Source organism: [Phormidium] sp. LEGE 05292 (assembly GCF_015207735.1).
GTDB lineage: Bacteria > Cyanobacteriota > Cyanobacteriia > Cyanobacteriales > Aerosakkonemataceae > Floridanema.
This window is the reverse complement of the sequence record NZ_JADEWG010000023.1, coordinates 32,287-53,676: the sequence shown is the minus strand read 5'-3', so window position 1 is coordinate 53,676 and position 21,390 is coordinate 32,287. Positions and strand designations below refer to the sequence as shown.

At 40.2% G+C, this 21,390-nt stretch carries 20 protein-coding genes; 10 read left to right on the top strand and 10 right to left on the bottom strand.

Features of this window, described 5'->3' with window-relative positions; translation table 11 throughout:
• Positions 1-303 precede the first annotated feature (303 nt).
• The 3 genes from IQ264_RS09415 to IQ264_RS09405 all read left to right on the top strand — a co-directional run bounded on the left by IQ264_RS09415 (position 304) and on the right by IQ264_RS09405 (position 2,541).
• A complete protein-coding gene (locus IQ264_RS09415; protein ID WP_193980491.1) occupies positions 304-1,128 on the top strand; it encodes a ferritin-like domain-containing protein in 825 nt (274 codons plus the stop codon).
• Between the two features lie 96 nt (positions 1,129-1,224).
• Positions 1,225-1,884 (top strand): phosphorylase, encoded by a 660-nt coding sequence (locus IQ264_RS09410; protein WP_193980490.1) that lies wholly within the window; start codon positions 1,225-1,227, stop codon positions 1,882-1,884.
• A 27-nt stretch (positions 1,885-1,911) separates the two neighbouring features.
• A complete protein-coding gene (locus tag IQ264_RS09405) occupies positions 1,912-2,541 on the top strand; it encodes a restriction endonuclease subunit R (protein WP_193980489.1) in 630 nt (209 codons plus the stop codon).
• Here IQ264_RS09405 and IQ264_RS09400 read toward each other — a convergent pair.
• Both IQ264_RS09400 and IQ264_RS09395 read right to left on the bottom strand, forming a co-directional pair.
• Entirely contained in the window at positions 2,531-3,715 is a 1,185-nt protein-coding gene (locus IQ264_RS09400; RefSeq protein WP_193980488.1) for a glycosyltransferase, read from the bottom strand. The two genes, IQ264_RS09405 and IQ264_RS09400, sit on opposite strands and share 11 nt — an antisense overlap.
• Positions 3,716-4,052: 337 nt before the next feature.
• Positions 4,053-4,325 carry a GlsB/YeaQ/YmgE family stress response membrane protein gene (locus tag IQ264_RS09395; protein WP_193980487.1) on the bottom strand — a complete coding sequence of 91 codons (273 nt, stop codon included), beginning with the start codon at positions 4,323-4,325 and terminating at the stop codon, positions 4,053-4,055.
• A gap of 251 nt (positions 4,326-4,576) precedes the next feature.
• Here IQ264_RS09395 and shc point away from each other — a divergent pair, with 251 nt between their 5' ends.
• Positions 4,577-6,493, top strand: coding sequence for a squalene--hopene cyclase (shc, locus tag IQ264_RS09390; protein ID WP_193980486.1), 1,917 nt, complete (start codon positions 4,577-4,579; stop codon positions 6,491-6,493).
• Positions 6,494-6,598: 105 nt separating this feature from the next.
• Here the strand turns inward: shc and IQ264_RS09385 are convergent, their stop codons facing one another.
• The 5 genes from IQ264_RS09385 to IQ264_RS09365 form a co-directional block, all read right to left on the bottom strand.
• Positions 6,599-6,778, bottom strand: coding sequence for a DUF2949 domain-containing protein (locus tag IQ264_RS09385; RefSeq protein WP_193980485.1), 180 nt, complete (start codon positions 6,776-6,778; stop codon positions 6,599-6,601).
• Between the two features lie 146 nt (positions 6,779-6,924).
• The gene (locus IQ264_RS09380) at positions 6,925-7,350 is read right to left on the bottom strand and encodes a DUF1824 family protein (RefSeq protein WP_193980484.1); all 426 of its coding nucleotides are present in this window, start codon (positions 7,348-7,350) and stop codon (positions 6,925-6,927) included.
• Between the two features lie 82 nt (positions 7,351-7,432).
• Positions 7,433-8,944 (bottom strand): hydroxysqualene dehydroxylase, encoded by a 1,512-nt coding sequence (locus IQ264_RS09375; RefSeq protein ID WP_193980483.1) that lies wholly within the window; start codon positions 8,942-8,944, stop codon positions 7,433-7,435.
• Between the two features lie 71 nt (positions 8,945-9,015).
• Positions 9,016-9,537: a DUF1499 domain-containing protein gene (locus IQ264_RS09370; RefSeq protein WP_228061404.1), complete on the bottom strand. Its 522-nt coding sequence runs from the start codon at positions 9,535-9,537 to the stop codon at positions 9,016-9,018.
• A 641-nt stretch (positions 9,538-10,178) separates the two neighbouring features.
• Positions 10,179-11,639: a glycosyl hydrolase family 57 gene (locus IQ264_RS09365; RefSeq protein ID WP_193980482.1), complete on the bottom strand. Its 1,461-nt coding sequence runs from the start codon at positions 11,637-11,639 to the stop codon at positions 10,179-10,181.
• A 138-nt stretch (positions 11,640-11,777) separates the two neighbouring features.
• Between IQ264_RS09365 and IQ264_RS09360 the strand changes: the two genes are divergently transcribed.
• Positions 11,778-13,151, top strand: a complete 1,374-nt coding sequence (locus tag IQ264_RS09360; protein WP_193980481.1) for a cytochrome P450 — start codon at positions 11,778-11,780, stop codon at positions 13,149-13,151.
• A gap of 163 nt (positions 13,152-13,314) precedes the next feature.
• A complete protein-coding gene (locus tag IQ264_RS09355) occupies positions 13,315-14,181 on the top strand; it encodes an ATP-grasp domain-containing protein (RefSeq protein ID WP_193980480.1) in 867 nt (288 codons plus the stop codon).
• Between the two features lie 71 nt (positions 14,182-14,252).
• Here IQ264_RS09355 and IQ264_RS33675 read toward each other — a convergent pair whose 3' ends face one another.
• The gene (locus tag IQ264_RS33675) at positions 14,253-16,913 is read right to left on the bottom strand and encodes a methyltransferase domain-containing protein (protein ID WP_322744646.1); all 2,661 of its coding nucleotides are present in this window, start codon (positions 16,911-16,913) and stop codon (positions 14,253-14,255) included.
• Between the two features lie 132 nt (positions 16,914-17,045).
• Here IQ264_RS33675 and IQ264_RS09345 point away from each other — a divergent pair, with 132 nt between their 5' ends.
• The 3 genes from IQ264_RS09345 to IQ264_RS09335 all read left to right on the top strand — a co-directional run bounded on the left by IQ264_RS09345 (position 17,046) and on the right by IQ264_RS09335 (position 19,041).
• Entirely contained in the window at positions 17,046-17,627 is a 582-nt protein-coding gene (locus tag IQ264_RS09345; RefSeq protein ID WP_193980479.1) for a class I SAM-dependent methyltransferase, read from the top strand.
• A gap of 10 nt (positions 17,628-17,637) precedes the next feature.
• On the top strand, positions 17,638-18,459 hold the full coding sequence (locus IQ264_RS09340) for a peptidylprolyl isomerase (RefSeq protein ID WP_193980478.1): 822 nt from the start codon (positions 17,638-17,640) through the stop codon (positions 18,457-18,459).
• Between the two features lie 90 nt (positions 18,460-18,549).
• The gene (locus IQ264_RS09335) at positions 18,550-19,041 is read left to right on the top strand and encodes a DALR anticodon-binding domain-containing protein (protein WP_228061403.1); all 492 of its coding nucleotides are present in this window, start codon (positions 18,550-18,552) and stop codon (positions 19,039-19,041) included.
• 284 nt (positions 19,042-19,325) lie between these two features.
• On the opposite strand, the gene IQ264_RS09330 is transcribed toward IQ264_RS09335, so the two are convergent.
• Both IQ264_RS09330 and IQ264_RS09325 read right to left on the bottom strand, forming a co-directional pair.
• Complete coding sequence (locus IQ264_RS09330) at positions 19,326-20,186, bottom strand: Cof-type HAD-IIB family hydrolase (RefSeq protein ID WP_193980476.1); 861 nt, start codon at positions 20,184-20,186, stop codon at positions 19,326-19,328.
• A gap of 181 nt (positions 20,187-20,367) precedes the next feature.
• Positions 20,368-20,622: a hypothetical protein gene (locus tag IQ264_RS09325; RefSeq protein WP_228061402.1), complete on the bottom strand. Its 255-nt coding sequence runs from the start codon at positions 20,620-20,622 to the stop codon at positions 20,368-20,370.
• 87 nt (positions 20,623-20,709) lie between these two features.
• Here IQ264_RS09325 and IQ264_RS09320 point away from each other — a divergent pair, with 87 nt between their 5' ends.
• Complete coding sequence (locus tag IQ264_RS09320) at positions 20,710-21,363, top strand: GNAT family N-acetyltransferase (RefSeq protein WP_193980475.1); 654 nt, start codon at positions 20,710-20,712, stop codon at positions 21,361-21,363.
• The last annotated feature ends 27 nt before the right edge of the window (positions 21,364-21,390 follow it).

Below are 21,390 nucleotides of genomic sequence, written 5' to 3'. Positions count from 1 at the left end.
AAAAAAACTTAGCCCAAACTAAAACAGCTTACTCGCAATCTGTTTCTTCCCATGCTAACTGCGTGACAGTTGATATTCTGTAATAATCTGCCATGTAATGTAACAAGTCTGTCTAAAGACGTAAGCTAGTGTCAGAAGGCAGAGGGCATAAGGGAAAAAGGGTTTGGTAGGGGCGGGTTTAGCCATGTTCCTTGTCTCGTAACCAACAAATTATCTGCAAAACCCGCCCCTACTGTCATCTGTGTTTAACTGTATAGTTATGCTTGCCATGCGGCAGTAGTAGAGATGATAACGGAGTGAGGAATGAAAATCGGTTCTGAGGCGCATAAACAGCTATTTTGCCAATCTTTCATGGATAGCCATTTAAAGTATGAACCAGAAAAGTTACCCTGGCCCAAACTGGATGAGGAGGACTTGCAACGTTTGCGGGGTATTCCTTTCTGGGAGGAAGCGTTATCTACGGAACGGAATGCTGGGACAATGGTGAAAGCTTTTGCAGATACGATCGAAGATGAGACAATTCGAGAAGCGATCGCTTTACAAGGAATAGAAGAAGCCCGCCATGCCAGATTAATTGAATACATGGTAAACCATTATCAAATTGAAACTCCTGAGCGTCCAGCAAAACCTGTACCCGAAAAAATTGAACAGGAATTTATCAAATTTGGTTATGGGGAATGCTTCGATTCCTACTTTGCTTTTGGCTTGTTTGGTATTGCGAGAAATTCCGGCTTTTTCCCTCAGCAATTCTTCGAGATTTTCGATCCAGTGATTCACGAAGAAGCCCGTCACATTGTCTTTTTTGTCAATTGGATTGCTTACAAACAATTCCAAGAAGGTAAGGGTGCAAAAATTTTACGAGGTGCGACTTCTTTGTGGCAATATAGCAATGCTTTAAAGCGGCGTTTAGGCAGTTTTAAAGGTACTAAAAAAGGCAGCGGCAAAGGTTTTACCGCCAGTGGTGCTAAGTCTGTAACAGGTAGTTTAACTTTAGAAAAGTTTCTCGCTACTTGCATTCAAGAATATGACAAACGTATGAGCGTTTTTGAACCAGAATTATTGCGTCCTGAGTTTCTTTTATCTGCTACAAAAACCGCTTACGGTACTCTGAAACTTTTACCATCTTGACGATCTGACAGGCAAGATGCCTGTCCTACACCTCATTTGTAGGGTGCGAAGCGTGATAACGTAACGCACCATCCACTGACTAATCATAAATCACAAATGACTAATGACCAATTAATTATTTTAGTTCCCAAAGGTGCAGAATACAATGCTGTTTGTCGAGGTGTAAAAGCTGCGACTTCTGCGCCTTTGGTTTTCTCAATTCCTGTGGGGGTGAAAGCTTTAACTCAATATTTGGAAAATGATTTTTCCTTATCCCCATCTAAAGTTTTAATCATGGGTTTGTGTGGTAGCCTTTCACCTAAATATGGGGTGGGAAATGTGGTTTTGTATGAAAGTTGTAGGTATGGGGGAGAGGTGTGGGAGTGCGATCGTATTTTCACCTCTCAACTTTACCAACAATTGAAAACCAAAGTTGCTTTAGTTAAAAGTTTAACCAGTGATTCTGTGGTTTACTCAGCTTCAGAAAAACGCCTTTTAGCCGAAACTTCTTCAGCAGAAGTCGTTGATATGGAAGGTTTCGCCGCTTTAAATGTTTTAAGTCAAAGAGGGATTTCAGTAGCAATATTAAGAGTAGTGAGTGATGATTCCCAACACAACATTCCTAACCTTAACTCAGCAATTAATGAAGAGGGAAATTTACAACCTCTGCCTTTAGCTTGGGAAATGATTACTCAACCAATAGCAGCATTTAACTTAATTAAAGGTTCGCTGCAAGGATTAAAAATATTACAAGAAGTAGCAAGTAAATTAAAATAGTAGCTAGATAGCCTCCTTCTCTTGATTATGGTACAAACAATTCCTGCCAAAGAAATAACCTTACGTTACCTCATCGATAATTTTGGCATTCAATTAGTCACCGACGATCAATTTTTTCGGGAATGGCAAGATAATTTACCAGAAATTAGCGATTTAGAACGACAACTTTTAGACAAGGTAAAGGCGGGATATTTCAATCTTCTTACCTACCCACCCTTGCTAGAAGATGGGATTAGAATGGCAATTTTAGACCCGATTCTTTTCATCGGAGATTTCTATCTAGCCCCTTTCAATGTTGCTTCGGAAAAATCTGTAGAACTAGCCGTAGAAAATGAAGGAGTTATCATCACCGGAAGAATTGATACTTTAGTCTTAAAAAATCAATTTTGGGTGATGGTGATTGAGTCAAAAAGAGCTTCTTTTTCCATTGAAGCCGGACTCGCCCAAATTCTGAGTTATATGCTAACTAATCCTTATCCAGATAAACCTTGTTTTGGCTTAATTACCAATGGGGGAAGTTTCATTTTTATTAAGTTAGTGAAAGGAGAAACTCCCCGATATGCCACCTCCAATATATTTGAAATTCGCAATCAAGGAAATCAATTATATGACGTTTTGAAAATATTTAAACATCTGAGTCAATTAATTAACTGTTAATAGTGGGGTAAACTCTACCTTTCCAAGCGCCACCTTTTCCGCGCCAATGTCGCCAAGCAGAATCTATGGTCATTAAGTTGTAAAGTAAGGCAATTATTGGTAAACAAAAGGCGAAAATTGGTGAGCAATTATATAATTTGATGGTGGGGAAATAAGCTATTGCCATCAGCAACCAAGTTATTAAGCCTGTGAGTGCGATCGCTAAATCACCCGTCAACAACCCACCAATTACAGCTAGTGGTGGAACCAAATAAACTAAAGTCATCCCAATGACAGTTCCTAATAATAAAAACGGCGAATAATTCAATTGAGTATATGCCGTTCTTGCTACCATATCCCAAATACTTTCTAAAGATGGATAAGGGCGTAAACTGCGTGTTGATTGAGTTAAACCTAACCAAATTTTACCAGGATTTTTCACGGCTGCGGCTAAAGCACAATCATCAATTAATGCTTGTTTAACTCTTTCAATTCCACCAATTTTGGTTAAAGTTTCCCGTTTAATTAAAATACAGCCTCCCGCAGCAGCGGCAATAGATTTATTAGGATTGTTTACCAACGGAAAAGGGTAAAGTTTTTGAAAGAAAAACACAAAAGCCGGAATTAACAACTTTTCCCAAAAACTCTCGCAACGCAGCAAAACCATTAAAGAAACTAAATCTAAATTCTCCTGTTTTGCTTTGGCAATCAATTCGTCAAGATTCGTAGTATGATGTTGAATATCCGCATCAGTTAAAAGCAAATAATCAGCTAATGGATTGAGAGTTTCGGCGTAACGAATACCTTGTTCCATTGCCCAAAGTTTGCCACTCCAACCAGCAGGTAAAGCTGCACCCGAAATAATATGTAATTGTTCGGTTTTATTTAATTCTTTAGCAAGTTCTTGGGCAATGATAGCAGTATTATCGGTGCTATTATCATCAACTAAGACAATGGTGAAAGAACCGGGATAAGATTGTTGAAAAAGCGATCGCAAACTGAACAGAATCATCTGGGCTTCATTGCGTGCGGGGATGACAGCACAAATTGCGGGGTAATCTTGTAATAAAGTGGATGGTGAAAGATTTGGTAGCAGTTGATTGCAACGCCAAAACTGACCTCTAAAAACAAGAAGTATTATCCAAATTATTAAAGACAGAAAAGATAGGAGTAATGGAAAATTAGCGATCGCCATAAGGTAAAATGATTAACATCAAAAAGCAGGATACAACATTTTGTATTGTAATCATTAAGAACTTTCATTTTATCGCTGTTATCCAGAAAAACTTGTCATACTTAAGATAAATTAAGTCAAGAGATGCTTTAATCGGAGTGATTCCCTTAGAAGCACTCGGTTTAGAACCTGACTTAGGCAACCAAACTTTAAAAGTTTTACCCTCAGAATCAGCAGATACTTACTTGACAATTTTATAGTTAGAAAATTTAGATCGAGCATTATTAAATAAAAATAACAAAAACGCTCCTCAATTTCTAGGAGCGTTTAATATAATTCAAGTAGGAGAAATGTGTATTTAACGATATGCTTTGCGATTGAAGTAATTCCAAATCCAAATGGCAATAATAGCACCTAAAACTGCAACAAAAACTCCAGGAATACTCAGAGTTGTAGCCGTAAGTTGCAGACTTCCTGTTTGCAATAAAGTGGCTAAAGTGCCGCCAACGAAAGCACCAACAATACCAAGAATTAGCGTACCTAAAATGCCACCGCCTTGATATCCGGGATAAATAGCTTTAGCGATCGCACCAGCCAACAAACCTAAAACAACCCAAGCTAAAATATTCATAATCAACGCTCCTTTTTAACTTTTTCTTTCATGTTTTTAGAATAACAAATGCTCATCTGTTAGCCATCAACCCAAGGAAATAAGCAAGTAGAGAGAATTTGCAAATTTGTGGCAATAAAATATAAAAAATCCCGCTCTAATCGTGAATACTGTTGCCATTCGCGGGCTAGTTCTGTTATAAAACGCAACAAATAAAGGATAATCCTTTATGCTGCATCAAGGCAGATGCGATCTAGGGTGAACGGAGAATTATGCAAACGCAAGACAAAACAACAGTGTCCCGCAAGAGTTTAGAAGCCGCTATTAAAGCTTCTCAGGATTACTTACTTTCCATTCAATATCCCGACGGATACTGGTGGGCGGAATTACAATCTAACGTGACGATTACCTCAGAAGCAGTACTACTGCATAAAATTTGGGGAACAGACAGCAGTAGACCACTACACAAAGCCGAAGCTTACTTGCGAAAAGAACAGCGCGAGCACGGAGGCTGGGAATTATTTTACGGCGACGGCGGCGAACTAAGCACCACAATTGAAGCTTACATGGCGCTGAAATTACTCGGAGTCTCGGAAACTGACTCCGCCATGAGCAAAGCACGAGAATTCATTTTAGCCAAAGGTGGTATTAGTAAAGCCAGAATTTTTACCAAACTTCACTTAGCATTAATTGGTTGCTACGACTGGCGAGGTATTCCTTCCATACCACCTTGGGTAATGTTTTTACCTGAGTTTTTCCCCGTCAATATTTACGAAATGTCCAGTTGGGCGAGGGGTAGCACAGTACCTTTATTGATTGTGTTCGATCGCAAACCAGTTTTCATCACCAATCCCGCCATTACATTAGACGAACTTTACGCCGAAGGAGTGGGTAATGCCAAATTTGAATTACCCAAAAACAACGATTGGAGTGATATATTTCTTCACCTCGATAACGCCTTCAAACTAGCCGAAAAATTCAACCTAGTTCCTTTCCGGGAAGAAGGAATTAAAGCCGCCGAAAAATGGGTATTAGAACGCCAGGAAGAAACCGGAGATTGGGGCGGAATTATTCCCGCAATGTTAAATTCCCTTCTAGCATTACGGGCTTTGGATTACGATGTAGCCGACCCTTATGTAGAACGAGGATTGCAAGCATTAGATAACTTTTCCATTGAAACCGAAAACACCTATCGAGTCCAAGCTTGCATTTCTCCAGTTTGGGATACAGGATTAGTAATGCGAAGTTTAGTAGATTCAGGAATTGCACCCAATCACCCCGCATTAGTTCGCGCCGGAGAATGGTTAATCCAAAAACAAATCCTTGAGTATGGTGATTGGGCTGTTAAAAATAAACAGGGAAAACCTGGTGCTTGGGCGTTTGAATTTGTCAATAATTTCTATCCAGACGTAGATGATTCAGCCGTGATAGTCATGGCATTAAATCAGGTCAAACTACCCAACGAAAAATTGAAACAAGCTGCCATCAATCGCGCCGTAGATTGGATTGCTTCCATGCAATGTCAAGATGGAGGATGGGCAGCTTTTGACCTAAATAATAATGCCGATTGGTTAAATGCGATTCCCTACGGTGACTTAAAAGCCATGATTGACCCCAACACAGCTGATGTCACCGCTAGAGTGTTAGAAATGTTAGGAAATTGCCAAATTTCCCTCGACGATTACAACATGAATCGCGCCTTAGAATATCTCAAAAAAGAACAAGAAGCCGAGGGTTGTTGGTTTGGTCGTTGGGGAGTAAATTACATTTATGGCACCAGCGGCGTATTAGCAGCATTATCTTTAGTTGCGCCAAAAACCCATCGCAGTAATATCGAAAAAGGTGCAGCTTGGTTAGTCAATTGTCAAAATGCCGATGGTGGATGGGGCGAAACTTGCTTTAGCTACAATGACCCCAGCTTAAAAGGAAAAGGGGATAGTACCGCATCTCAAACAGCTTGGGCTTTAATCGGATTAATCGCAGCAGGCGAGGCGACGGGAAATTTTGCAAAAGAGGCAATTGATAGGGGAGTAAACTATCTTTTGGCAACTCAAAAATCAGATGGCACTTGGGACGAGGATTATTTCACTGGTACTGGCTTTCCTTGCCACTTCTATATTAAGTACCACCTCTATCAACAACACTTTCCACTCACAGCCTTGGGTCGATATCATGCGTTAAGCCTTTAAAACATCAGCAGCAGAGGGGCTTAAGGAGTTGACGATTTTCGGTGAATAAATCGTTTCCTTGGCTTCTCTGCTGTCTTTGGGCTTAAACATACTTAATTGTGATTACTATGCTGTTTCTAACCAATCAAAAATTTGATCTAACTGTGGCAATGTGACAAGTCCATACTGCCAAAGAATCATGTGTAAGAAACCAGGAGTTCCTTCATTGTGCCGTAAAGCAAGTTCAATAGAGGAAGAAGGAATCGCCAATTCGTCTGTTAAGAATTTAATCAGTTTTGTTTGCATGATAGCTCACCTCGCCTTGGGTGGCTAGTTTACTCCCACAACCCAAGATATAAATAATATGCTTTAGAGAAAGTCGAGTTAGAGTGATTGAACTCCAATTTGGTCGTGATATTGATCACATTACCTAGATGATTGAATTATACCCACTAATCAAATAAATCTAACGGTAGATGTCCGTAAGTTCCACTGATGTCTTCTCGCGCCGAAGACTGGCATGATACAAGCACTCCGCGATAATTTCCGGTGTAAGAATCTAAGTAAAAACTCTGTTTATTGGTGTTAAATTTTATGTACACTGAACCAGGAATTTCCTGACTTTTCTGAGTATCTAAAGAAACATCGTAACCCAGACCATTTAAGTATTTTTGTAAAGCTAAAAATCCTTGTTCTGTCGTCTCAGCGCAGATGCCAAAGTTCAAGTAATCCGCCAAATCAGCAATTAGTTGCAAAGCTTGACGCAGCAATGCTTTTTCTGAATCTGATTCTACAGGCTTGATATCTATACAACTATATTCTTTAAGGATTTTTTGGGATTGTTCTACTGTTAAGTTCGTTGGGTTTTGCTGATTCATAGATTTAATAAGAAGGCAGAAGGCAGAAGGCAGAGGGCAGAAGGATTTTTAAGAAAATAGAATGCAGATGAACGCAGATGGTTTAGGGTAGCCAAAAGTTTGGTAGGAGAGTTTTAGTTAAATCTCTCGTCCACTGGTTAACTGTTCTTGCTGCTTGAATGTGCGGTTCATCGGGTTCAACTGGGAGAATTTCAGCTTTACTTCCTAATTTAAACTGTTCAATTACTAAATTTGCAGCTTCCAAACCAGTGACATAAGCTTTTTCCTGTGACCATGAACCGTGACGGTTAACAATCCAATCACCACTCATAAATACATTAGCGAAACTCGTCTTTGCTGGCAACATATATTGATAGCTACCTGGGAAGAAGTGGGTAACTGCTTTGGGTAAACGAATCACGCTGCTATCAATTACTTTTGCTTCTCGAAATCCTGGAACACAAGTGGCTAAATATCGCTGCACAATGGGGACAATTTCTTCGTTACTTAAGGGTAAAAACTGATTGGCGTGGTAAAAGTCGGCTTCGATAACCGTTCCTGGTTCGTCGCGGTATTCATCATGTAAAGCGTTTAAATCGAAAAATGTCCAACCTGTAGTATTGTCAAATCCAAAGCAGGCGTTTGAAGGTAAGGGAATATCAATTTTTCTGTCAAACCAAAGGCGGGTTGCTAAAACATCAACTGCTGATAAGTTGTTAAGATTGCAGAATTCTGGACGGGTTTGTAATGTCGGACTTCCGCTGAGAATTTTCTGCATTCCGCTAATTCCAACGGCAAAAATTACCGCATCTGCATCAAATACTTCTTCACCACAAACAACTGCTGTGGCACGATTGTTGCTATCAACTATTAAATCACTGACTCGGCGTTGAGTTAAGACTTTTCCGCCAACTTTTTCGATTTGTTCTACCCAAGGACGAAAGATTTTTTCTCCGACTGTTCCTCGACACCAAACTACATCAAAGTTGGGTTGATGCGCCAAGATGAAATAGTACAACATTCCTAAAGCTGCGGCGGCGGAACATTGTTCGCCTGGGGCGAATAATCCGACTAATAACATTGGTTCAAAGGAGTCTTTGTACAGTCTGGCAGAAACTCCAAATTGTTTGAAAAGTTCTCTGGCGGTTACTGTGTCGTAGCGTCGCCAAGCTGCATCGGAATTGTCAAAGTCTACTAAGGTATAAAGTAAAGGTAAGGCGGAAAGTCTATCAATTAATGGTAGGCGTTTAAATTGAGTGTAAATAAATGTTCCTAAAGGTGTGGGAAGTAATGGTTCTTGTTGAAAAATGGGGGATTCTACTTCTAATCCGGCGGGGGAATATTGGGAAGAACGAGTCCAATCTGTAAAGGGATTTATTTCTAGTTCGTTGATTAGAGAAAAGATGTTTTTATAAGGATACCAAAAGCCATGTATTCCGGCTTCTACAGAACGTCCCCCTGGAGTTTTCCAACCTGCAACTAAACCGCCAGGATATGCGCCTGCTTCTAATAATGTGACATCATATCCTTGTTTTGCTAAGTGATATGTTGCGCCTAATCCTGCCCAACCTGCACCAATAACAACTACTTTTTTATTATGGGTTTCTGTTGCCATTATTTGACCTTACTTTTTTGCGATCGCAAATCTCCATTCCATCTAAGCGGGAAAATACCACTGTACTATTATTAACCTTTCAATGTATCAAATGCGGCTCTAATAGTTTCAATTCGGTTCCGATTCACGCCTAAATCCGATTCTCCTAACCTGGAGGCAGAACGCACATGAATTACTTTTACTGCTTCATCCAGATAAAATTCTACATCATCCACAAATCCCATTAACTTGGTTTTAAATTCGGCGTAGATGTAGTTAGGAGATTGGGAAATAATCTTAGTTCTTTCTTGTGATTCAATTACCTTTTTTAAATCCGCCATTGCTTCCGCAGCAGAGGTATTATAGGTTAATGGCTCAATTTTGTGCAGCGTATCTGTGCTTTGGCTACTAACACAATTAGGTGAACTGGGACAAGCTGCTAATTTACCATCGTTGACACCAAGATTAGTAGGTCTTTTCCCTGCAAACATTGTCATTCCTCCGGGAGAAACTATATTCATTCCTAACAAAAGAATAGTCGCAATTAACAGAGATAACAAGCTGATAATTAAACGCTTTAGAGGCGATCGATTTTCTACTTGGCTTTCAATCATAAAATACAATAATCTGGATGCAACTATTAAATTATCCCACATTCCCCATCAAAAAACCATATACAAATCCCAATGAATTCCATAAAACATTAAGTTAGTATTAGTTTGTTGTGACGACTTCAGTCGTTCTCTTTCCTAACTAATCGCACTAAAGTGCTCACAACAGACCTGTTCGTTGTGACGACTTCAGTCGTTTTTTTCCTAACTAATCGCACTAAAGTGCTCACAACAGACCTGTTCGTTGTGACGACTTCAGTCGTTCTCTTTCCTAACTAATCGCACTAAAGTGCTCACAACAGACCTGTTCGTTGTGACGACTTCAGTCGTTCTCTTTCCTAACTAATCGCACTAAAGTGCTCACAACAGACCTGTTCGTTGTGACGACTTCAGTCGTTCTCTTTCCTAACTAATCGCACTGAAGTGCTCACAACAGACCTGTTCGTTGTGACGACTTCAGTCGTTCTCTTTCCTAACTAATCGCACTAAAGTGCTCACAACAGACCTGTTCGTTGTGACGACTTCAGTCGTTCTCTTTCCTAACTAATCGCACTAAAGTGCTCACAACAGACCTGTTCGTTGTGACGACTTCAGTCGTTCTCTTTCCTAACTAATCGCACTGAAGTGCTCACAACGAACCTGTATTACAACTTATTTACGGCTACTTCCCCACGACGATAAATTTCCTTGGCAAAATCAGTCCACATTCCTTGTCCCCAATACCGAAAACAACTAGTTTGCAACAACAAATTATACATTAAAGCTTCCCGATAATCAGCTTCTTGAGTTACCCTTGCTGGCAACGAATCAACTTTTTGATGAAACAAAGCACTCAACTGATTCATCGGAGACAAAACATTTTCGTACCCTTTCACCCAGCTAATATGATTTGTCCAAGATGCACCATCCACATGAAAGTTATGATTGGTTTCTTTCAATTCCTGAATTGCCTTAGCTACTGCATCTGGAGTACAATTTTCTGGCGAAACTTTCTGCCAAATCAAATGTTGACTAATGGGTTGACAAGTGGGATAACTATCAGAATGACAACCTGCTTCTTCGATTAATTCTAAATATTCTGTGCCATTCATCGCCACAATTCCCGATGTTCCTCCGCCATTATCCTTGATTTCATAACAAGCGCGGAAGAAAGCACTAGGAAATTCATTCATCATCACTCCGCCATTTTCTCCATCCCCAATTTGACTAACTATTGGTGGAATTTCCACACCACCTAACTTTTGTCGAGATAAAGTTTTTGCTTCGTAATAAGGCTGCATTTGTCCGACTAATTTAGTATCGGAACCTTGAGTTTTAATTAAAGCGGTAATGCTAATTTCTTCCCCTTGGGAATTTCGGGCAACTAAACGATGGGGTAAATGGCGATTTTGTAAAGGTTTACCATCAAGAGTTTCGACGGAATGTTCTTGTACTAATAACCAACGATAGCCGCATTCTTTTAAAGCTTTGACAAATTGAAACAAAGTATCAGGATGATTTGGTAAGTGCATTTCTGGCGGGGAAAAACCCTTGACTCTGGCTAAAGCTTCCCAACCAAATATTGCGGCAAAATGATGTTGCCAAGCTTGAATATGTAATTTAATATCTGGAATGGGAGTGGAAGGAACAACTGAATGACTCCACATTGTACCTAACCATTCTACATAAGGTTGATAATTAGGATCGATCGCAATTCGTTTCAGATTTTCTAATATATCTCCTCCCCATATTTGTCGCAATCCCCATAAAAGATTGCCAGAATAATCTAACATGACGCGAGGATTGCAGCCATTACTAACTAATTCGGGAATGAAATCTGCCATGCGTTTGTAACAATTAGCGAAGGGTGCAGCGTTGTGATTATCTCCTTCGTTGGGATGTTCAAACATATACTGTAAATTGCTAATTAATTCGCCATTTTGTCCAGCAGGAATTGTGGGTTGGTGTAGGTGTAGGGCTATGGCAAATACAGCTTGTACTTGGGATAATTTAATATTGGTTTTGGCTAGGAAGATTGGTTGATTTTGTTGCGTCACGGAAAAGAGTTCGCTTTCCCAACCGGAAATGTTAGGAATTCCGTTAATGTTTTCTGGGAAGTTTTGCATGAGTTGTGTTAGTAGGACAGATGGTTAAATTTAATGGCTTATGCTGGTAATTTTACATTATAGTTATGATGTGAGAGCAATAGTAAATTAATTTGGTTAAAATTTTAGCGATCGCCAATTCCCACAGGAGAAGTCCAAATGGTAACAATATCAGAAAATAGGCAAGCTCAACCCATTAAAAATCTACCTGATGGCCCCAAAGTTTCCCGATTTATTCAAACAATCCGTGCCATTTTCCAACCATTTAAATACCTAGAAAAATATGCCCAAGAATACGGAGATTTTTATACATCAAAATTTGCCGGATTTCCCACTCAAGTAGTTATTAGTAATCCCCAAGCAATTCAAGAAATCTTTACAGCCGACTCCAAAACTTTTAATTCTGCTCAAGGGAACGAAATTATCCGCCCTTTACTAGGCGATTATTCTCTCACCTTGCATGATGGCAATTATCATCAACAGCAAAGAAAACTTTTGCTTCCCTCATTTCATGGCGAAAGAATGAAAGCCTATGGTAACACTATTTGCGAACTTACCGAACAAGTAATTAATCAATGGGAAATCGGGCAAATTTTCTCGGCGCGTGAGGCAATGCAACAAATCTCCTTAAGGGTAATTTTACGCAGCATCTTTGGTTTAGATGAAGGAGAACGTTATTACCAACTCCGCGAACTAATGGGGACACTTATAGATACAATTGGCTCACCTTTAAAGTCTACTTTTATCCTATTACCATTACTGCAAAAAGACTTAGGTGCATGGAGTCCTTGGGGTAAATTTATCCGCCAAAAACAGCAAATTAACGAATTACTTAATGCTGAAATTAGAGAAAGAAAAACTGCTAACGACTTCTCAGGCGAAGACATTCTCACATTAATGTTATCCGCCAGAGATGAAGCCGGACAACCAATGACAGAAGCCGAATTAAGAGATGAATTAATGACGCTTTTGTTTGCCGGACATGAAACCACAGCTACAGCCTTAGCTTGGGCATTATACTGGATTCATCATCTTCCAGAAGTCAAAGAAAAATTACTCAATGAGTTAAATTCCCTTGGCGAAAATCTCGACTTAATGGCAATTACCAAACTACCTTACCTCAACGCTGTTTGTTGTGAAACCCTGCGAATTTATCCAGTAGTTTTATTTACTTTTCCTCGAATTGTCCAAGCACCAATCAAGATTATGGACTATGAATTTCAGCCAGGAACTATACTCGCACCCTGTATTTATTTAGTACATCATCGAGAAGACTTATATCCGCAATCCAAACAATTTAAACCAGAACGTTTTCTAGAACGGCAATTTTCCCCTTATGAATTTTTCCCCTTTGGTGGCGGAAATCGGCGCTGTATCGGAATGGCATTTGCCATGTTTGAAATGAAATTAGTTTTAGCAACAATATTGCGGCGCACTCAACTAAAACTTGCCGAAAATCGTCCCGTAGTACCTGCACGTCGCGGCATCACAATGGCACCTGTGGGAGGTGTAAAAATGGTAGTAACTAAGTAATCCTCGTCTGTTGTAAGGACTTCAGTCCTTTTGGTCATTGGTCATTAGTTGGAAATTAAATGCTTAATGAACAATGACCAATGATAATTTAAGCCTATATTTAAATAGACTTAAGTACAAATTAAGTGAAGTTTAACAATACCACTTGGGCGGGGGTAGCTGGATGATTAACTGGATTCTAGAGGACGGTGTATTTGGCTGTTCTATGACTCCACTTGCAAATGAGATCGAGAAGCAAGGACACAATGTTAAGATCGTTGACTACACCAGAGGCATCACAGACTATCAACACTTCTTTCCCAAAACAGAGTGCATCATCTTCTATGGATCGCTCCATATTGCTCAACAGATTCTAAGCCGCAATTTGTCTTGGATACCAGGAATTATCGGGACTATTGAAAATTACTGTTGCACAGCCTATTATCCTCATCTTAAACCTTGGCTGTTGAATGCCGACGGTTATATTCTGCCCCTGTCGGAGTTGTCTTCCTCCGCCTTTGACAACCCTAAATTACTCCTTAGCCTTGAGGAGAGCAAACGTTTGTTTATCCGTCCCAACAGTCCGCTTAAACCTTTTGCAGGTGGGCTTTATTCTCTTGAAGAATTGACTGACTTAGATAGTTTTATGAAGCGCCACTATCTCGAAGATCCAAACATATTGGTAATTGTTGCACCAGAAAAACCGATCGAAGCAGAGTGGCGAGTAATTATTGCCCAAGGACAAATCTTATGTGCTTCTCAATATCGGCAGTTTGGGAAACCTTACTATCAATCTGGAATGCCTGAAGTTGTCCAAAGAGTAGCCGAAGCAGTGGCACAACAACAATGGCAGCCTGACCCAATTTGGGTTTTAGATCTCTGTTGCTCTAATAATTTGGCTTACGTTCTAGAAATTAATTTTCTATCGTGTTCAGCCTTGTATCAATGTGATTTGAGTTCAGTTGTCAGAGAAGCATCAAATATTGCCTGGAAGAAGTGGGTTGAATGCCGTAGGGGAGGTATAACCTCCCAGAACTCGTTCCCTGGTTGAACCTGGAAACGAAAAACAGAGGCTCTGCCTCTAGGCGTAAGATTTCAGTATACGCACCCGACAAAAGAGAATTAAACAAACAATTCCGGCACTCTACTTTTTAACTCAGCATTTAACCTGGGTAAATCTTCTCGCATTTTTAAATACCAATCTCGGCGTTGACGGTAATGTTGGGAAAGTAGGCGATTGTTTTTCACCCATTCATAAGCATTTTGGGCAAGTTTTTGCCGCCATTTTGTTTCAGAAATTAACTTTTTCAATTTATCTTCAAACTCGGTTACTGAATGATAAATTAATCCGGTTTCCCCTTCAATAATTGAGCGTTCGTAAACTGTTGGACTGGCTAAAACTGTTACTCCATGTCCAGCACATTCAATAAATTTGAGGTCGGATTTCATGCTGTTAAATCTGGTGGGATTCAAGGGTAAAATGGCAAGGTCACAGGTATGGAGAAGTTCCTGATATCTTTCGTAAGGACAGAAAGATTCAAATTGTTTGTGAGGTATTGATAAAGCATTGAAGAACTTTTGATCGTAGATTACTTGTACGCGAATACGATCGCCAAATTGGGCCAACACCCGATTAATCACAGGCATAATTTCTGCCCAATCTTCTTCTCGATTCAAAGCACCAAAAAACAAGGTAACTGGCGTATCTAATTCATAGTTTCTGGCTGGCGGAAGATAAGCTAATTGATTCTGAAAAACCGCTACATTCGGATTTATTCCCCGCAAAAACTCTGCCAAAGGTTCGGTAGAAGTTTGTACACAATGGCAAGCACTATAACTGAAAAATTGATTTTCTTCATGAGCGGGCCAACGTAACGGATCGTCGTCAATTTCTGCGACAATTAAATAACCTCGGCGCAGTAATTCTTGCAGTTGCGGAATCTCATTTGGCTTTCGTAAAAATGCCCTTTGCCAAATAAATACTTTCTCTTCTTCCGGTGTACCAACGCTCAAATTAGCTGTTTTCACTGTAGCTAAGGTTCGTACTCCGGGAATTGTAGCACTTAGTTGGTCTGGTTCTAAAATTCGGACGCGATCGCACGCCAACGGAGCCATTAAAATAGTTTGTATTAGCAACGGTTTAGATGCAATCGGAGTTTTAGTTGCTCGTACTACATATTGTAAAGCTGCGGTTCTCTGAGCAAAATCACTTGCCAACAAACCTAAACTATTAATAACTGGAGCCATTATTTGTTGGAATTTATGAAAAGTCTCTCCTTGTTGTCCTCTAGGTTGCACATCATAAATATGTAATCCTACAGATGCAAATAATTGCTTAATTGTATCTAAAGCAAAAAAGCGTAAGTGAGTTTTATCTAACAATCCTTCCTCTTCGTATTCCCAATTTCCCCGCAATAATCGCAGAATTAAACTCCAATGTTGCACATTAGGAATACAAGCTAAAACTTGACCATCTGCTTTCAACCATTTTAGACGATCGCCAAGCACCGCCCAAGGATTAACCAGATGTTCTAACACATCTCCATACACCAAACAATCTGCTATACCTTCGCCAATTTCATCCGCTATATTTAAGTTTTCTACACTTCCTATTACTACACGATCTAATCTTGTCGCCGCAATTTTCGCCGCAGTTTCATTTAATTCAATGCCAATATATTTACAATGAGGATTAATTCTTTTATACTGTTCTCCTAAAGCTCCTGCCCCACAACCAACTTCTATAACTACTTTGGCATCAGCTGGCAAAAGTCGGAGTAAATCAGGGTTAGCTCGATTGTAATAATCAGGTATAGAAGCAGAACTAACAATTGCTGGCTCAATAGCTAAACTCGATGGCTGAGAAACTTTAACTTGCTCCTGTGTTCCTCTGCTTCCTTGCTCCTGTGTTCCCCTGTTTCCTTGCTCCTCGGCAGGAACTCCTAAAAGTTTCTGACTCCAAGCATTACCGTAATGTTCAATTTCCAAAAAGTTGGCATTTTGAGGAGTAGGTTTATAAATGCGAAAAGTTCGCATGATTCCTAGCGTAGCTGCACTTTCTAAAGGGCTAAAAAAACTACTATTACGATCGAGAAAATGCGGTTGCTGTACCCAAGTACTCATTTGGGCAACATTGAGGAAATAACAGCCAGAATGCGGGTTCGTAGCACGCTGAAAAATCACTGTTTGTCCTAGAATTTGCCCCAGCAGTTCCGGTTGTTCTTCGACATTTTGAAATTCCGCAGTTATCAATGGTGACAAATTACCATCTATGTAAATTTTTTTGCTGTTTCCTGGGGGAGAAAGTTCGTAACGATTTGGTTGAAGTAAAGCTTGATCCCCAGCTTGTTTGTTAAACCAATTAAGTTTGACAAATAACCAAGGGTCGTGCAGAATTAAGTCGTCTTCTAAAAAACAAAAATAATCGTAACTGCCAAGACAATCACGGAGTAATGCTTGACACTCAAAACCGAGTAACATCGATTCGGCATTGGTGCGATAGTGTTTATATAAGTCCGAAGGTAGGGAAAGTTGGTCAAGGAGGTGTTGATTTTTAGTAGTACAAATAACAATATCTATATTGTGTGTTACGGACTGATTTGCTGGTTTCGCTGAACTTTGAGCAATATCAATGCTAGCCTGGGATTTACCAAATAATTTGTGTAAAGAACTGATACAGGCGGTAAGTGCTTGTATCCGAGGTTGGGGATTTTTACCCTGTGAACCATACTGACTATGTTCGCTGGGTTGGAAAAAGTGAGCAATTGTAAACAGAATCCGCATGAAGTTTGTTAAGGTCGCCTATAACCTGGGTAATTGCTCATAAATTGTAAAGAATTTTCAGCGAATTTTGGCAATTGATGCTCGAAAATATGAAGATGTTGTTTAGAAAATTTAGCAAATAGTAATTAGCAGATGAGTCTATACGACTTTACGGGAATTCTAGAATGGGAGGGCATTGAAGGCTGGTTTAGCCTAGCTCAAGCTTTGGCTTTGCAAAAAATTGTTAAACAGTTACCTACCGGGTCGAAGGTAGTCGAGTTAGGATCGTATAAAGGTCGCAGTAGCGTAGCGATCGCCTCTGTATTACCAGCGGATAGTATATTATACTGCGTCGATCATTTTCAGGGATCGGAAGAACATAAACAATCTAATTTTGATGTAAGTAATTTACTGGCAGCATTTACCAAGAATATAGAGCAATTTGGAGTAAAAGATAAAATTTATACCTTATCAATGACTACAACAGAAGCAGCTGCTAAGTTTGATCCAGAATCCCTAGACTTAGTTTTCGTGGATGCTGCCCATGACTATGATTCTGTAAAAGCTGATTTGCTAAACTGGTATCCCAAAATCAAACCGGGCGGATTTCTGCTCTGTGATGATTATGAAGTAGGATGGCCGGGAGTAATGCGGGCTGTTAAAACTGTGGGTTTAGAGGGTACTTTAATAACAGAATCATTGTGGATGCACCAAAAGCCAAAGAAAAAATCATAACTCAGAAGTGATGACAGTAGTATTTCAAGCGGGCGAGCAAAAAATTCAACCTACAGAAATGCTGGAAATGATGACTCGTTACCAGCTAATGCCCCAATTTTTACGGGGGTTGATTATCGACCAAGCGATCGCAGACATCCCATATACTGAGGAAGAAATGCTCTCAGCCGTTGCCCAAATTGAAGCTCAGTATCAACTTAATAGCCCAGAAGCTAAAGCGGCTTGGCTGCAAAACCAAGGAATAACAGCTGAACATTTAAAAGAATTATCAGTGCGTCCTCTGCAAGTGGAAAAATACAAGCAAGCTAACTGGGCAAACAAGGTAGAAAATTATTTTCTCACGCGCAAACCCTTTCTCGACCAAGTAGTTTACTCCCTGATTCGGACAAAAGATTTGGGTTTAGCCAACGAAATTTATTTCCGCATTCAAGAAGGCGAACAATCCTTTGCGGAATTAGCAGAAAAATACTCCCAAGGGCCTGAAGCTAAAACCGGAGGCTTGCTGGGACCTGTTTCTATTAAGCAACCCCATCCCCTCATCGGTCAATTACTAGCCGTCAGCCAACCCGGTCAACTTTGGCCCCCTAGAGCTTTGGCAGAATGGTTTGTAATTATTAGATTAGAAAAGAATATCCCTGCCCAACTCGACGATGCGATGCGTCGTCGTTTACTAGACGAAATGTTTGAAACCTGGATTGCAGAACAAATCAGACAAATGGGGCAAATACAAGTAGTAGATAATCAGCAGGAAACAGGAGAAACCGGAAAAACAGGAGAAAATCAAGAAATTTCAGCTAATCAAACCCCTGTTGCCCTAACTAGTGAGGCGTGACAGGCTACTAGGACAAGGAGATGGGGGGATGGGGGGATGGGGGGACAAGAAAAATCTGTAAGGGCGGGTTTTGTTGTTAATTCTTCTGCTATGAGCAAAAAATTGTCTACTAAACCCGCCCCTACAACTCAAAACTTTCCTAGTCCCCAGTCCCCAATCCCCAGTTCCCAGTCCCTATTCTCTGTGCAATATGCTCATGCGCGTTGTTGTTCGCTGCTGCGTTTGGCTCAAGCTGATGGGAAATGGGGAGCGATCGCACCTGATGCTATTCCCTGGTTAAATGAAATGGGACAATTGCGATTAACCCATCCCGCAGAACGCAGCTTAATTTCTCAACTATTTTCTGCCTTAGATGCGATGTACTGTCCCGCATCATCAAAAAATCCCAATTGGGAAAAACTAGCCCAAGGAATCAGCCTCTCCTGGGAAAAGTTTTATCGCCAATGCCGCCTCTGGGGGGAGGTAAAGACAGAAACTCCAGAACTAGCCCAAGCAAGACTCGGTTTACTTATGGCTACCCAAACAATGCTGCAACTACTTTTAGAAGAATATTTGGGTATTTCAGCACCTCTGGAATTGTAGCCAGGGACTGGGGACTGGGAAGAAGAGGTAGGGAGGTAGGGAGGTAGGGGGAGTTTTAGATGTGATTAAATTATTTCCCCCCATCTCCCCATCTCCCCTTGCCCCTCTGCCTTCCCCCAAGAGTTTTATGCCTTTCTATGCCTAAAGTATGAAAATTTTCTTAAAAGGGGTGACAAATTAAAAAACCTCCTGTATATTTACAGATGTGTGAGGAGCGAACCAGCAAGAGAACCGAGACGAAACACGGCCAGTCGTCGGTTCTCTTTCTGATTTAAGGGGTTTTTTTAGAGGATGAATTTCTCGATCGCAGCGGCTACCCCATCTTCTTCTACACTAGGGGCTACCCAATGTGCGATAGCTTGGACTCCCACAGGGCCACCACCCATCGCTACGCCAATACCTGCATATTCGAGCATTTCTACATCATTAAAGTTATCGCCTATAGTCATGACGTTGCTGGCGGACAATCCTAAGATTTCTTCAGCTAAATAACGCACAGCTGCTCCTTTGTTTACCCAAGGATTAGTAGCTTCAAAAAAGGTAGCTACAGATGTGGTGAGGTACAGTTCTGCTGGGGTGTATTGTTGCCTGAGTGTGCCTAAAAGATGTTCGATCGCGTCGGTATCGTCACTCAATGCTAATATTTTTGTCGGTTCATTTTCGGTATCTAAAACTTTTCGTAAGTCACCGACTGCTATTGGTTGAATGTTGGAACGTCCGGCATAAATTTGGGTTTCAGGGGTGATTTCTCGCACGTAAAGTTGATCGTTGATATAAAAATGAACGGAAAGGAGCGATCGCAGTTCTGGTTTTTCAAAGTAATCTAATAACCGCAATGCCATATCTTTAGATACTGGCAAATGTTGTAAAACTTTTTCTGTTGCCGGATCTTTGATTAGTGCTCCTTGGTAAGCCATGAGTGGCAGATCGGAATTTATATCTTGATGAAAACGTAAAGCGGAACAGTACATTCTGCCTGTTGCGATCGCTACTTTTATGCCTTTAGCTTGGACTGCTTTTATGGCTTGTTTGACAGCTTGGCTAATTTGGTTAGATTCTCCTGCGATCGTCCCATCAATGTCGAGAACTAATAGTTTAATTTCAGTGTTTTCTGCTGTTAATCGCTGGTTAATTTCTCTATTCATGATTTAGTTGTCGGTTGAACTTTATTGTAGGGTGCGTTATTAACGCACCATCCGCTAAATTTAACGCAAATTGGATTAGATAGATAGTATAGTTTTTTTCTATTAGTTGATTGGGGGATTAGGTACGATCGCTCTTTTTTTGCCAAAAGCGATCGCCCCAAAAAACACTAATCGATAGTTGCTACAATATCCTTTGATCGATGTATTGTGGAATTAAAGTTTTGAGATCGTAATTAGGGAACCAGTGACTAATTTGAGACTCTAGATATTGTTGGGAATCAAAATGATAAATAAATAATTGATTTTGACAGTAAACCCAAAGTTCTACAGGTGCGATTGCTTGATAATCTTCTGGTTTAGTGGTGCTAGTTAGGTCTGTAGCGGGTTGCCATTGTGAAATTGTGGCATTATCTAATAATGAAGTTAGGCTATTCATAATTCAGCAGCAGTATATGATAGTAGTATAGCCAATTAAATCTATTATAGATTTAGGCTAAGTAATAGAAAAGTTAATCATTGATTTATGAGTCAAGCAGAAAACTATAACGCGATCTATATCCGCAACATGGAAATAGATGATATTGCTCCCGTGTATCATTTGGGTGAAGACATTTTCACCAGTGATTTGTATCCCTATTTATATCGCACTTGGGATGAATGGGAGGTCATCGGACTGTACAATACCGATCCAGAATATTGTTTAGTTGCGGAAATAGACGAACAATTAGCAGGCTTTGTTTTAGGTACAATTATTAACAAAGCAACTTGGACTTACGGTTACATTATTTGGCTGGGAGTTAATCCTAATTTTCAACGTCGAGGTGTTGGTGACAAATTAGTTGATAAACTGGTGGAACGGATGATTGAAGATGGGGTGCGTTTTATGTTAGTGGATACCGATCCAGCTAATACGCCAGCAGTGAAATTTTTTACTCGCAAAGGTTTCGGTAATACCCGTCAGCACATTTTCTTGTCGATGAACTTGAGTAAACATGAGTATTATGGCAGACTAATTGCTTATGAACGGGAAAAAGCAGAGAGGGCTGCATATAAGCGATCGCGCCGTCGTCCATCTACCAAAACCTCGGAAGTTGTGAGTGAAGCGGCTACTAAAGTAATGGCAAGTGATGCCCCATTGCCACTTGAAGACAATCCCGATATTTCGCCTATTTCTTAATAGTGGAAACAGTAATTTAAGGAAATA